Annotated in this window: 12 protein-coding genes; 5 read left to right on the top strand and 7 right to left on the bottom strand. The window is 64.2% G+C overall.

Going from position 1 to position 12,167, the window contains the following annotated elements; genetic code table 11:
• Positions 1 to 156: 156 nt before the first annotated feature.
• A complete protein-coding gene (locus DW352_RS15835) occupies positions 157 to 1,824 on the top strand; it encodes a methyl-accepting chemotaxis protein (RefSeq protein ID WP_162826996.1) in 1,668 nt (555 codons plus the stop codon).
• A gap of 92 nt (positions 1,825 to 1,916) precedes the next feature.
• On the opposite strand, the gene DW352_RS15830 is transcribed toward DW352_RS15835, so the two are convergent.
• The 3 genes from DW352_RS15830 to DW352_RS15820 all read right to left on the bottom strand — a co-directional run bounded on the left by DW352_RS15830 (position 1,917) and on the right by DW352_RS15820 (position 4,420).
• Positions 1,917 to 2,384: a DUF983 domain-containing protein gene (locus DW352_RS15830; protein ID WP_115692243.1), complete on the bottom strand. Its 468-nt coding sequence runs from the start codon at positions 2,382 to 2,384 to the stop codon at positions 1,917 to 1,919.
• 185 nt (positions 2,385 to 2,569) lie between these two features.
• Positions 2,570 to 3,871 (bottom strand): M24 family metallopeptidase, encoded by a 1,302-nt coding sequence (locus DW352_RS15825; RefSeq protein ID WP_115692242.1) that lies wholly within the window; start codon positions 3,869 to 3,871, stop codon positions 2,570 to 2,572.
• A gap of 108 nt (positions 3,872 to 3,979) precedes the next feature.
• The gene (locus DW352_RS15820) at positions 3,980 to 4,420 is read right to left on the bottom strand and encodes a MarR family winged helix-turn-helix transcriptional regulator (protein ID WP_245434131.1); all 441 of its coding nucleotides are present in this window, start codon (positions 4,418 to 4,420) and stop codon (positions 3,980 to 3,982) included.
• 101 nt (positions 4,421 to 4,521) lie between these two features.
• Between DW352_RS15820 and DW352_RS15815 the strand changes: the two genes are divergently transcribed.
• The 4 genes from DW352_RS15815 to DW352_RS15800 all read left to right on the top strand — a co-directional run bounded on the left by DW352_RS15815 (position 4,522) and on the right by DW352_RS15800 (position 8,130).
• Positions 4,522 to 5,895 carry an MATE family efflux transporter gene (locus tag DW352_RS15815; RefSeq protein WP_115692240.1) on the top strand — a complete coding sequence of 458 codons (1,374 nt, stop codon included), beginning with the start codon at positions 4,522 to 4,524 and terminating at the stop codon, positions 5,893 to 5,895.
• 11 nt (positions 5,896 to 5,906) lie between these two features.
• A complete protein-coding gene (locus DW352_RS15810; protein ID WP_115694437.1) occupies positions 5,907 to 6,365 on the top strand; it encodes a MaoC family dehydratase in 459 nt (152 codons plus the stop codon).
• Between the two features lie 116 nt (positions 6,366 to 6,481).
• Positions 6,482 to 7,225, top strand: a complete 744-nt coding sequence (locus DW352_RS15805) for a sulfite exporter TauE/SafE family protein (RefSeq protein ID WP_245434130.1) — start codon at positions 6,482 to 6,484, stop codon at positions 7,223 to 7,225.
• A gap of 53 nt (positions 7,226 to 7,278) precedes the next feature.
• Positions 7,279 to 8,130, top strand: a complete 852-nt coding sequence (locus tag DW352_RS15800) for a cyclase family protein (RefSeq protein WP_162826995.1) — start codon at positions 7,279 to 7,281, stop codon at positions 8,128 to 8,130.
• Between the two features lie 84 nt (positions 8,131 to 8,214).
• Here DW352_RS15800 and DW352_RS15795 read toward each other — a convergent pair whose 3' ends face one another.
• From DW352_RS15795 to DW352_RS15780, 4 genes are all read right to left on the bottom strand, one after another.
• Positions 8,215 to 9,009 carry an ABC transporter ATP-binding protein gene (locus DW352_RS15795; RefSeq protein ID WP_245434129.1) on the bottom strand — a complete coding sequence of 265 codons (795 nt, stop codon included), beginning with the start codon at positions 9,007 to 9,009 and terminating at the stop codon, positions 8,215 to 8,217.
• Positions 9,006 to 9,779 carry an ABC transporter permease gene (locus DW352_RS15790; RefSeq protein ID WP_115692237.1) on the bottom strand — a complete coding sequence of 258 codons (774 nt, stop codon included), beginning with the start codon at positions 9,777 to 9,779 and terminating at the stop codon, positions 9,006 to 9,008. The genes DW352_RS15795 and DW352_RS15790 overlap by 4 nt, the downstream gene beginning before the upstream one ends.
• Before the next feature lie 17 nt (positions 9,780 to 9,796).
• Entirely contained in the window at positions 9,797 to 10,783 is a 987-nt protein-coding gene (locus tag DW352_RS15785; protein WP_115692236.1) for an ABC transporter substrate-binding protein, read from the bottom strand.
• A 275-nt stretch (positions 10,784 to 11,058) separates the two neighbouring features.
• Positions 11,059 to 12,045 (bottom strand): ABC transporter substrate-binding protein, encoded by a 987-nt coding sequence (locus DW352_RS15780; RefSeq protein WP_162826994.1) that lies wholly within the window; start codon positions 12,043 to 12,045, stop codon positions 11,059 to 11,061.
• Between the last annotated feature and the right edge of the window lie 122 nt (positions 12,046 to 12,167).

Here is a 12,167-nt window from a genome sequence, read left to right as displayed (position 1 = left end):
TGCTCTAATTCGATAGATATTTGTGACGGAACTTTTAACGCTGCGTGACGGCTCCCTTAAGTAAATACCAAGAAGTTGAGCTTAGTTGTGCGGTGCACACAAGCTATTCACATCCCCACGGCGTGCATGTCCTCGCTCCCGCGCTTTCGGTTCAAAATGGCCGCGAAGGCCATGCTGCTTATTGCGGCGCTCGGCATCTTGTCGGGACTCGCCAATTGGTTCTGTCTTCGCAGTCTGCATGAGATCGACCGTATCAACGCGGTGGTGACGCAGAATATCGAGCCGGCGCGTCTTGTTCTGACCGAAGCCAAGATCGCTGTCGCTCAGATCGGTCTCGCGACCTACAAAATGGCCGGCACGAGCGATGTCGACACGGTGCGTGAAGCCGACGACGAGCGCACCGGCCAGTATGACGCCGCTAAAGCCTGGCTCAACAGCGTGACGGCCTATTTGCCCGAGCACGCCGAAGACGTTCGCCGGATGTTCGACCGCCTCGAACTTGTGCGGTCTATTGCCGATGACGCTCATAAACTCGTGGCCGCCGGCGACCGCGAAGGCGCGCGCACGTTGCTTGAGTTCAAGTTCGACCCGGCGCTGGTCGACGCTGCGACCAACATGAATCGGCTGATCAATATTCTCGGCGGCGAGACGCGCGCGGCGACGGCCGAGGCCGCGCAGAGCAAGACTTGGACGTATCAACTCATCTTTGGCGTGCTGATTGGCGGCACGCTGCTCACCGTGCTCTTGGCCATGGCGCTGGCGCATCGCACCGTGGCGCGGCCCTTGCAAAAACTCGCCGCCGCCATGCGCGAGATCGCCGAGGGCCGGTTTGAGACGCCGATCGAAGGCCTCAAGCGCAGCGACGAGGTCGGTACCATGGCGCGCGCGGTGCTGGTGTTTCGCGACAACGGTATCGCGCTCCTCGAGGCAAAGGTGGCGCGCGACAACGCGCGCGAGGCCGCCGCCGCCGAGAAGCGCTCCGCGCTCGAACAGTTCGCGCGGAGCTTCGAGAGCAAGATTCTGAGCGTTGCCGAAGCGTTGGTGCAGTCCGCCGCCGCGCTCGATCACTCGGCGCGCTCGATGAGCGAGGTGGCGGAGAAGTCAGGCCAGCACGTACGCACGGCTGCGGTCGTCGCCGAAGAGTCGACGACGGTCGCCAGTACCGTCGCCCAGGCGATCGATGAATTGTCGATGGCGATGCACGATATCGACGTGCAATTGCGCAATGCCGCGGGCGTGGTGCAGGAAGCGACGCGCCGCGCCGATGTCGCTGTGACCCATGCGGACGGACTGACGCCGGCGGTTACCGACATCGAGAAGGTCGCGGCGATGATCAACGCCATCGCCGCGCAGACCAATCTGCTCGCGCTGAACGCGACCATCGAAGCGGCGCGCGCGGGCGAGGCCGGCCGCGGCTTCGCGGTGGTGGCGCAGGAGGTCAAGACGCTCGCGGCGCGGACCACGCACGCGCTCGCCAGTATTCAGGATCGCACCGGCTCCATGGGTCAGATCATCGACGGCGTGCTCGGCGCCACGCAATCGATGTCGAGCGTTATCGCACAAGTGGAGGCGGTGGCGCGGTCGATCACCGGCTCGGTGCGGCTGCAGAGCGAGGCCACGCAGAAGATCGCGGAAAGCGTCGAGGGCGCCGCCACCCGCAGCCGCCAGGTGTCCTTGACCATCGCCGGCGTCAACGATTTCGCGAGCCGCACGCACAACGGCGCGCAACAGATCCTGGAAGCGGTGGCGGACCTTACTCGGCAGGCCGCTGCGTTGCAGGAAGAGGCGCAAGACTTCGTGGCGCGCGTACGCGCGGCCGCTTAGCGCCGATCTCGTTTAAGTCGGATCGTCGTGCGCCCCGTGCCCCACCCTCGGGGGGGACGAGTAGCGGATAAAGCGACGCCGCGAAATACCGTCTAGTGCAACGGCACCGGCTCGATGGCGGGCCGGGGCAAGCGGCGGCCTTTCGAGGTCTCGAAGCCGTGCATGCCCGCGAACCACTGGATCGCGACCACGGCGCCCTTCGTCGGCTGTAATAGCGCGAGGGTTGAGATGAGGGCGATAGCCGGCCACAGCGTCATGCTGAGCCAGATCGGCGGCGCCAGGTCGGTTTCCACCGCGAGCACGATCGGCACCAGGATGTGACCGACGATCACGATCACCAAATAGGCCGGAAAATCGTCGGCGCGGTGATGATAGAGTTCCTCGCCGCAGTTCGGGCAGTTGTCCGCCACCTTCAGGTACTTGCGAAACATCTTGCCTTCGCCGCAAGCGGGACACTTGCCGAGGAAGCCGCGCCACATGGCTTCGCCGGCGCCTTTCGGCGGGCGGATGGCCGCGGGCTTAGCGGCGGATTTCGCGGGGGTGAAGGGCAGCTCGTTCATGTACGGGTTCTCCGGCAGGCCTCCCAGAGATAACCCTTACTCCGGCCATTATCCAGGTCGGCATCGCAGGACAGCCCTGCGGCGAATTGAGCCTCCCGCAAGAATAGAGCGGCCCTATCGCTCGATAGGCCTTGCCCCGCGCGGCTTCCCGTACTGAAGCCGCGCGAAGCAGGCCCGCGAACGCGTCAGTATCGGTTGGCGATCGGCAGTTCTTCCGCCGGGAACAGAGAGATGAGGCGGCAGCCTTTGTCGGTGACCACGACCTCTTCCTCGATACGCGCGGCAGAGACGCCGTCGGTCGCCGGGCAATAGGTCTCGATCGCGAACACCATGCCTTCCTTGATCTCAGTCGGGTGATCCATCGAGATCACGCGCGAGATGATCGGCCGCTCGTGCAGTGCGAGGCCGAGACCATGCGCGAACTGCAAACCGAAGGCCGAGATCTCGTCCGGGAAGCCGAATTCGCCAGCTTTCGGGAACACCTCGCAGATGTGAGCGGTCGTTGCGCCCGGCTTGATGCGCTCGATCGCGAGGTCGATCCATTCGCGCGCCTGCTTATAGGCATCGTGCTGCGCCGGCGTGGCGCGGCCGACATTGAAGGTGCGGTAGTAGCAGGTGCGATAGCCCATGAACGACTGCAGGATGTCGAAGAAGGCCTGGTCGCCGGGCCGGATCATGCGGTCGGTGAAGTTGTGCGGATGCGGATTGCAGCGTTCGCCCGAGATGGCGTTGACCGCTTCGACGTCATCCGAACCGTGGCGATAGAGGAACTCGTTGACCATGGCGACGATGTCGTTCTCGCGCACGCCAGGCCGCAGCTTCTCGTTGATCAAGTCATAGGCGCCGTCGACCATCGCCGCCGCGCGATTCAAGAGCGCGATCTCGTCCGCGGATTTGATCTCGCGCGCCTCCAGCATGATCTGCTGGCCGTCGACGATCTTGAGGCCGGCTTTCTGCAGTTCGAACATCATCGCCGGTTCGACGATGTCGATGCCGACCGGCATTTTCTCGACCCCGGCTTCCTTGAGCAGCGAGAAGATTTCCTTGGCGTGCTTCTCCATTAAGCCGAAGGACGGCGCGATGGTGCCGCGCAGGCCGAGCACGCCGGCCTTGCAGTTTTCCGGCTTGAGCCACGGAGAATAGAGCTTGTGATGCACGGCGGCCGAGCCGAAGTCCCAGAGGATCGGGTCGCCGCTGCGCGTCAGCAGCGCCCAGCGCGAAATCTTGTCGCGCTCCCATTCGCCGATCTTGGTGGAGGTGATGTAGCGGATGTTGTTGACGTCAAAGACCAGCATCGCGCCGCACTCGGATGCCTCCAGGGCCTGCTTGATGCGGCCGAGGCGGTAGCGGTGCAGGCGGCGGTAATCGACGCGCTCCTCGAAGTCGACGCCCATGGTGCCGAGCGCGGGCAAAGCGCGTCCCCAATTGTAGCGCGGGTTTATGTCCTCAGCGCGGATCTGCAGCGGGTCGCGGGTTCTTTCGTCCATGGGTCACTCCTCCGGCCGGCTTGATCCGGCACCTTCGCTATTGACGCCCCTTGGGGCGTGGTTGAGGAGCTTATACACCGCGCCGTTGCCGCCGTCATGCGACCCGCGTCACCGCAGCGCGGTCACGACCTGCCTGAGCGAACCGCGCAATTTGGCGGCATCGCTCGCGCCGTATGCGGTCTCGAACTCTTTCTGCGCATTTTTCCAATGTCGGAAAGCTGCTTTGAGCCGCGTCTCGCCGGCCGGTGTCAGGCGGATGACCCGCGCGCGTCCATCGTCGTCGTCCGTGGTCACCGCAACCAGCCTGGCCCGTTGCAATGGCTTGAGCGCACGGCCGAGCGTGGTGCGGTCCATCGCCATACTGGCGGCGAGCGCATTCACCGATTGCGGTCCGAGCCGGCCGAGTTTTGACAGGATCGAATATTGGGTCGAGCGGAGGCCCTCGGCCGCAAGATGGCGGTCGTAGACCTGCGTCGCCTGCCGGGCGGCCTGCCGCAGCGCCAGGCAATGACAGGGGCTCTCGTCGGGTTCCATTGGCGTCGTCCGCATGGCTTGCATTCCTAAATATGTGCATATGCACCTTGTCAGGCGGATGCAACAACCTTAGTCAAGTTAAGTGCGTATGCACTTATTGCAAGCGAGTGAGTTCCATGGATCCCCGCACCCGCCGCCTGCTCGAGGGCCCGATCGTTCCGACGCTCCTGCGCCTGGCGGCGCCCAACGTCGTCGTGATGGTGATGCAGGCATCGATCGGCCTGATCGAGACCTATTTCCTCGCGCGCCTCGGCCTCGATGCGCTCGCCGGAGTCGCGCTGGTGTTTCCCGTGTTGATGCTGTTCCAGATGATCTCTGCCGGCGCCATGGGCGGTGGCATTCTGTCGGCGATCGCGCGCGCGCTCGGCCGCGGCGACAAGGATGCGGCGAACGTGCTCGTATGGCACGCGGTAGCGCTGGCCGTCGGCCTCGGGGTCGCCACCATGGCGGTCACCCTGCTGTTCGGACCGGCGTTGTACGCCGCGATGGGCGGTCGCGACGGCTCGCTCGCCGCCGCGACGCTCTACTCGCATCTGATCTTCTCCGGAGCGGTGCTGATCTGGCTGTTCAATTCGTTCGCCGCGGTGATCCGTGGCACGGGCAACATGGCGGTGCCGGCCTGGGTGACCGCCATCGGCGCGATTGTTCTCATCCCGCTTTCGCCGGTTTTGATCTTCGGCCTCGGTCCTTTTCCAAAGCTGGGCATCGCCGGCGGCGCCACCGCTGTGCTGCTTTATTACTTCGTCGGCAGCGCCGTCTTTATCGTCTACATCTGGTCGGGCCGCGGTGTGCTCAAGCCGTCGTTCCGGCCGGCGCGTCTGCAATGGACACCTCTGCGCGAAATCTTGCGCGTCGGTGCCGTTTCATCGGTGGTGAGCGTGTCGACGAATGTGAGCATCGGCGTGACGACAGGGCTTGCCGGTCTTCTGGGCCCGGCTGCCGTCGCCGGCTACGGCACCGGCGCGCGGCTCGAATATCTGCTGGTGCCTTTGGTGTTCGGCCTGGGTGCGCCGGTGGGCGCGATGGTCGGCACCGCGATCGGCGCCGGCCAAGTCGAGCGCGCGTTGCGGGCGGCGTGGACTGGCGCGCTTATCGCCGGGATCATCACCGAAGCGATCGGTCTCGCCGCCGCGCTCTTCCCGCACGCATGGCTCGCTCTGTTCGGCGCCGATGCGACCATGCTGACGGTCGGCACGCAATATCTGCAGATCGTCGGGCCGTTTTACGGCTTCTTCGGCGCGGGCCTCGCCCTCTATTTCGCCTCGCAAGGCGCCGGCCGGCTCGGCTGGCCGGCGACGGCGGCAATCTTGCGTATCGTCATCGCTGCTGGCGGCGGCTTCCTCGCGATCCGCATGGGCCTCGGCATCGTTGGGCTATTCGCCGCTGTTGGTATCGCGCTCGCGATCTTTGGCGTTATCAATGCGGCCGCTATCGTGCTCGGCGCTTGGTTCAAGCGCGAACGCGTTGCGGCCGTGCCGCAGCCATCCTGATGGGACTTGTCATGACGATCCTTTATCTCGACGACCTGGCGCCGGGTCAAACCTTCGAAGGCAAGAGCGAAACGCCGGCGCTGACGCCGGAAGCCATCAAGACATACGCGCGGCAATACGATCCGCAGCCGTTTCATCTCGACGAAGCGGCGGCGGCAAAGTCGTTGTTCGGTGGCCTCGCGGCGAGCGGCTGGCACACCGCGTCGCTCACCATGAGCCTCATTGCGGCGGACGTGCCTTTGGCCGGCGGCATCATCGGCGCCGGCGTCGAGGAGATGCGCTGGCCGCGGCCGGTCAGGCCCGGCGACCGGCTGCGCATCGTCAGCGAAGTGTTGGAGGTTCGCGCGTCGAAGTCGAAGCCGGAGCAGGGGCTGACGAAGCTTCGTACCACGACCTTGAACCATAAGAACGAGCCGGTTCAGATTATGACCGCCAATCTGGTGGTGCCGCGACGGCCCGCGTCCGTCTGATCGTCGCGACGTTCAAACGTTCACCGAACGCGAAGCCAGGCTTGTCGACATCGGCATTGCGGCTCTCCGCGGCATCGCGCATGGTCTGCCTCCCGTCGAGGAGGACGAACAGACTCGTGGAATCGTGGTCGATGCTGGCCGCCGTCGCGGCCGCTTTTTTTCTCGCAGGCACAATCAAAGGCGTAATCGGCCTGGGGCTGCCGACGGTTGCGGTCGGTCTCCTGGGCCTCCTGATGCCGCCCGCGCAGGCCGCGGCGATCTTGATCGTGCCCTCGCTCGTCACGAATATCTGGCAGGCTCTTGTCGGCGGCAGCGCGCTCGAACTGATCCGACGCATGTGGTCGATGCTCGTCGGCATCTGCATCGGCACGGTCTTCGGCGCAGTTTGGCTCGCGCATACCGACGGCCGCGGCGCGGCGATGTGGCTGGGCGTCGCGCTTGTCGTCTATGCCTTGCTCGGCCTCTTCAACGTGCACTTCTCGGTGCCGCGCCGGTCCGAGGGCTGGCTTGGCTTCATCATCGGCCTGACGACCGGCACCGTGACTGTGGCGACCGGCGTCTTCGCGCTGCCCGGCGTGCCTTATCTCCATGCGCTCAATCTGGATCGCGACCGTCTGGTGCAGGCGCTCGGTCTGTCTTTCACGGTGTCGACCGTCACGCTGGCAGCCGCTCTCTTCTATGCCGGCGAAATGCACACGTCGCTTGCCGCCCCGGTCGTGGTCGCGCTGATCGCGGCGCCGCTCGGCATGGTGCTCGGCCAACTCGTGCGTCAACGCGTGCGGCCCGAGACCTTCCGGAAGTTCTTCTTTTTCAGCCTCCTCGCGCTTGGCTTGCATCTGGCGTTGCGCGGCCTGTTATGATGGACTGCGCGCCGCCGGAACGAGGCACTGCGAGAAGAACTGGGAAAAGCACTATGAAGATCGTCGATCTGTCGCATGTGATGAACGTCCACACGCCCGGCTGGGTCGGGTATGCGGGCAACAAGATGTACTACGCGCAGAATCTGCAGACGGTGCGGATCGTGGCGCAGCGGATCGACACCGCTTTGCATGTCGGCACGCATTTCGACGGCGCCATGCACGCGACCGACAATCCGACCGGCGACATGGCGCATCTGCCGATGGACTACCTCGTCAACCGCGGCGTCGTCGTCGACATATCCAAGCATATGCACGATTGGGCGGTGATCACGCCCGAGATCATCGAGTCGTCGGGCGCGGACATCCGAGAGGGCGACATCCTCATTCTGCACACCGGCTGGCACAAACATTACGAAGGTCAGCCGCAGCAGGATCTGGTGCGCTACTTCTGCTACCACCCCGGCCCGAACCTCGACACGCTCGCCTGGATGATGAAGAAGAAGATCAAGTGGTGGGGCATGGACACTGGCTCCTGCGACCACGCCATGAACACCTCGATCCGCTTCATGCGGCCCGATCTCGCCGAGGAGTTCACCAAGAAGCACGGCAAGACGCCGGGCGAGTTCTTCGGCACGTTCGAGTTCAAGCACAAGCGCTCGGGACGCACCGTTCGCGACAATGTATTTCCGTTCCACACCTGGGCCTTCCAGGAAGGCCTGCTGCACGCGGAGAACATCGGCGGCGACATCGAGCTGATGCTCAACAAGCGCTGTCTGATCGGCGCGTTCCCGTGGCGTTACGAGGGCCTGGAGAGCTGCCCGTGCCGCATCCTGTGCTTCGAAGATGCCGGCGATTCGGTCGAGGCCATCGGCGACGCCGCGCGCGCCATCCTGCCGCCGCGGTAATATCGCCACGTGGCGGTATGTGTCCCGTCATCCTGAGGTGCCCGCGCGTAAGCGCGGGCCTCGAAGGGTGACGGCGCTCGCGGGTCAACCTCCGTTCAATCTCGGATCGGCGGATTGGCTCTGCAGCGTTGCCTGGATCGCTTCGCGTAACTCGCCATAGCGCTCCTTCGGCCATTGCTCGACATGAATATCGGCGAGCAGCTTCGCCGACTTGCCGAATACGGCGATGCGGTCGCCGACGGCGATGGCTTCCTCGAGCTGGTGCGTGATCAGGATGGCGGTGGCGCCGCTTTCGCGCGCGAGCTTCAGGAATGTGTCGCGCAGTTCGGCCGCTGTCACCTCATCGAGATGGCCGAAGGCTTCGTCGGCAAGCAATATCTCCGGCTGCACCGCGAAGGCGCGCGCGATCGCCACGCGCTGACGCATGCCGCCCGACAGCTCATGCGGATAGGCGTTGACGAAGTTGGACAGGCCCAGCTTGTTCAGCCAGGTCAATGCGCGTTCGCGCTGCTCCTCTTCGGGTTTGCCCATCAGTTCGAGCGGCAGCTTTGCGTTGTCGAGCGCGGTGCGCCACGGCAGCAGCCGGTCCTGCTGAAACACCGTCGCCATCTTGCCGCGGAAAAAGTCGAAGTCGCCGTAAGGGCTCTTGTCGCCGATGTGGATGTAGCCTTCCGTCGGCGGCTCCAGCCCGATCATCATGTCGAAAAAAGTCGACTTGCCGCAACCGGTCTGGCCGACGATGGCGATGACTTCCTTCGGCTGGATGGTGAGATCGAGCCGGTCGATGGCGATGACCTGCTGGCCGGAGGTGGCCTGCCGGAACACCTTGCGCAAGCCGCGCACTTCGATGGTCGGCGGTCCGCTCATTGTCGTGTTCATGTCCGCCACCTGAGCAGTCGGTGCTCGATGCGCGCGACCAGCGCCTCGAGCACGAAGAGAAGAGCGACCAGGACGATGGTCCAGGCGAACACGTCGGAGACCGAGAACAATTCCTGCGCCACCGACAGCTGATGGCCGATGCCGGTCACCGCGCCGACCAGTTCGGCGATGGTGACGACGCGAATGGCGAGGCTGATGTTCACCTTCCAGCTCGTGAAGATGGTCGGCACGATGGCTGGCAGCATCAGCTTCAGGAAGAACTGTAAGGTCGTCGGCCGGAACGAGCGCATCATGTGCCGCAATTCGCGCGGCACGTTGCGCATGGCGTCGAGCGTATCGACCAGGAACACCGGGCCGCACACCACGACCAGCACGAAGCCGATGCGGAATTCGACGCCGGGGAACCACAGCACCGCGAACAGGATCCAGGAGACGACCGGCACCGCCATCAGAATGCGGACCATCGGATGAACGTATTTATCGAGCGTCTCCGACCGGTACATGGCCATCGCCAATGCGAGGCCCAGCACGAAGGAGACGATCAACGCGCCGACGACGCGGGCCAAGGTCACCACCACGTCAATGGGCGTGATGGTGGCGATGCTCTTGGCGATCTTCAGCCAACTCGGGATGGCGAAGGGCGGAATGCCAAGACTGGGGGCGAAATACGACATCGCCTCCCAGACGATGGCGAAGATGAGCAGGGAAACGAGAGTCTGCCGCGGAAAACTCAAGACGGGGACAGACTCGCGATGCTCCTCGAGGGCCATAACTCGGCGTTCCGTTGTCAGGGTGTGTAGATGATGCTCGGGTCGGGCGTCTTTTCAAGGAAGCCGGCCTTCACCGCGCGCTCCATCATGTCGAGCAGCGATTTGCGCACCGCGGCGTCTGAAGCCGGCTTGACCTCGGCCTGCAGGCGCTTGCTGTCGACCGCGGCCGTGAGGATGCCCGGCGGCAGTTTCAACGTTTCCGCGGCAATCTGGTCGGCGGCGGCCGTTTCTTTGTGGATCACCTCGGCGGCATCGGCGAGCGCGGCGAGCAGCATCTTCGGGGCATTCGGCACGCGCTGGATCGCGTCGGCGCGCATCGCGGGCACCAACTCCCAGCCGTCGCTGCCGGTCACTTCCTTCCAGCCTGCCGCGCCGTTGAAGATGATCTTCGAGTCCGGGTTCTGCTTGAGGATGATGCTGGCGAGCGGCTCGATCACCATGGCCGCATCGACGCGGCCGGCCTCCAACTGCGCGCGCGCCACGGCGAAGTTGGCGTTGACGACGGCGACATCCTTGCCGAGGTCGATGCCCTTGGCGTTGGCGTAGATTTTGACCACCTGGAATTGGCCGCTGCCCATGTCGGCGGCGATCTGCTTGCCCTTCAGGTCGGCGAGCGACTTGATCGCCGGGTCTTTGGCGAACACGACGAGGTCGGCGAGGGTGATCGCCGAGCCGATGATGCGCACCGGCACGCCTTCCTGCGCGAGCTTCTGGAATACGGTCGGGCCGCCGACCAGCGCATCGGTCTCGCCCGTGGCGAAGGCGGCGTAATAGGCCGAGATCGACGGATAGGGCCGTATCTCCAGCTCAAAGCCATGTTTCGCGTCGAGGCCGCGCGCCTTGATGACGTTCCAGAGCAGCGGCGCGAACACCGGCAAGGTCAGGCTCGACACCTTGATGACGGGCTTTTGCTGCGCGTGGACCGGCGTGACGAGGATCGACGTCGCGGCCAAGGCCAGGCCCGCGGCTAAGGCGCCGATGGAGCGCCGGGTGAATGCGATCATGAGCTAATTCCTTTCGTGCAGTGCCTCAGTGCGGACGCGTAAGGCTGGCTCTTCAACGACATGCAAAGAGCGCTCCACGCGGCCGCGGTGCACGCAGCGGCTCGATCTCGGCAAAGAGGGCGAGCAGTTGATCCGGCACGAAAAGTGTAAACGCCATTCGTTTGTGTGCAAATAATTAAAAGTGGTGGGCATGGCTGCATCTCGCCGCAGGCGAGCGTGGCGGCATCCGCCGCCTGCGTCGCCCGGTGAGGCAGACGCAGGCGGGGATTGGCGGCTTACGGCGCGTAGATGATGCTCGGGTCGGGCATCTTCTCGTAGAAGCCGGCTTTCACGGCGCGTTCCATCATGTCGGTGATGGACTTTTTCGTCGCCGGCTCCCATGCCGGTTTGACGATCATCTGCAGGCGTTTGCTCTCAACCGCCGCCGTGAGGATGCCCGGCGGCAGCTTCAAGGTTTCATTGGCGATCTTGTCGGCCGCCGCCGTTTCCTTTTCGAAGACCGCAGCCACGTCCTGCAGCGCGGCCAGCAGCATTTGCGGCGCTCTCGGATTCTTGGCGATGGCGTCGGCGCGCATGGCCGGCACGATCTCCCAGCCGGCTTCGCCGGTGATTTCCTTCCAGCCTTCGGCGCCGTTGAAGATCACCTTCCAGTCCGGATTTTGCTTGAGAATGATGCTGGCAAGCGGCTCGATCACCAGCGCAGCGTCGACCCGGCCGGCCTCGAGCTGCGCGCGCGCCACGGCGAAGTTGGCGTTGACGACCGTGATGTCCTTGCCGAGATCGATGCCCTTGGCATTGGCGTAGATTTTGACGACCTGGAATTGCGAGCCGCCCATGTCGGCGGCGAGTTGTTTGCCTTTGAGGTCGGCGAGCGACTTGATCGCCGGGTCCTTGGCGAAGATCACCAGATCGGCGAGGGTAAAACCGGTGCCGATGATGCGCACGGGCACGCCTTCCTGCGCCAGCTTCTGGAAGATCGTCGGTCCACCGATCAACACGTCGGTCTCGCCGGTGGCGAAGGCGGCGTAGAAAGCGGAGATGGATGGGTAAGGCCGCGCGTCGAGTTCGAATCCATGCTTGGCGTCGATGCCACGCGCTTTCATGACATTCCAGACCAACGGATTGAACACCGGCAAGGTCAGGCTGGATACTTTGATTACTGGCTTTTGCTGGGCCTTGGCCGGCACCGCGATGCCTATCGCGGCGGCGATCGCCAAGGCTGAAGTGAGCGCGGCGAGGCCGCGCCGTGTTACGGACAACATCGATAGTCCCTCCCGAATTTTATGTGAGCTGCGGTCGTGATGGCGCCGCAGCTTCTCCGGCATTGGGCCTGCTCTTGCACCAAAGCGCAATCGCCGTTTGAGTCCGTAAGCCGAGGCCTTGC

It is taken from the genome of Pseudolabrys taiwanensis, assembly GCF_003367395.1.
Lineage (GTDB): Bacteria > Pseudomonadota > Alphaproteobacteria > Rhizobiales > Xanthobacteraceae > Pseudolabrys > Pseudolabrys taiwanensis.
The sequence above is the reverse complement of the archived record's forward strand: the minus strand, read 5'-3'. Positions and strand labels throughout refer to the sequence as shown.

What these genes read in the sequence shown, in the direction of transcription:
- DW352_RS15810 (WP_115694437.1), top strand. Translation starts at nt 5,907, where the DNA reads ATGACGATCCTTTATCTCGACGACCTGGCGCCGGGTCAAACCTTCGAA.
- DW352_RS15830 (WP_115692243.1), bottom strand. Translation starts at nt 2,384, where the DNA reads ATGAACGAGCTGCCCTTCACCCCCGCGAAATCCGCCGCTAAGCCCGCG.
- DW352_RS15800 (WP_162826995.1), top strand. Translation starts at nt 7,279, where the DNA reads ATGAAGATCGTCGATCTGTCGCATGTGATGAACGTCCACACGCCCGGC.
- DW352_RS15780 (WP_162826994.1), bottom strand. Translation starts at nt 12,045, where the DNA reads ATGTTGTCCGTAACACGGCGCGGCCTCGCCGCGCTCACTTCAGCCTTG.
- DW352_RS15795 (WP_245434129.1), bottom strand. Translation starts at nt 9,009, where the DNA reads ATGAACACGACAATGAGCGGACCGCCGACCATCGAAGTGCGCGGCTTG.
- DW352_RS15825 (WP_115692242.1), bottom strand. Translation starts at nt 3,871, where the DNA reads ATGGACGAAAGAACCCGCGACCCGCTGCAGATCCGCGCTGAGGACATA.
- DW352_RS15820 (WP_245434131.1), bottom strand. Translation starts at nt 4,420, where the DNA reads ATGCGGACGACGCCAATGGAACCCGACGAGAGCCCCTGTCATTGCCTG.
- DW352_RS15835 (WP_162826996.1), top strand. Translation starts at nt 157, where the DNA reads ATGGCCGCGAAGGCCATGCTGCTTATTGCGGCGCTCGGCATCTTGTCG.
- DW352_RS15785 (WP_115692236.1), bottom strand. Translation starts at nt 10,783, where the DNA reads ATGATCGCATTCACCCGGCGCTCCATCGGCGCCTTAGCCGCGGGCCTG.
- DW352_RS15815 (WP_115692240.1), top strand. Translation starts at nt 4,522, where the DNA reads ATGGATCCCCGCACCCGCCGCCTGCTCGAGGGCCCGATCGTTCCGACG.
- DW352_RS15790 (WP_115692237.1), bottom strand. Translation starts at nt 9,779, where the DNA reads ATGGCCCTCGAGGAGCATCGCGAGTCTGTCCCCGTCTTGAGTTTTCCG.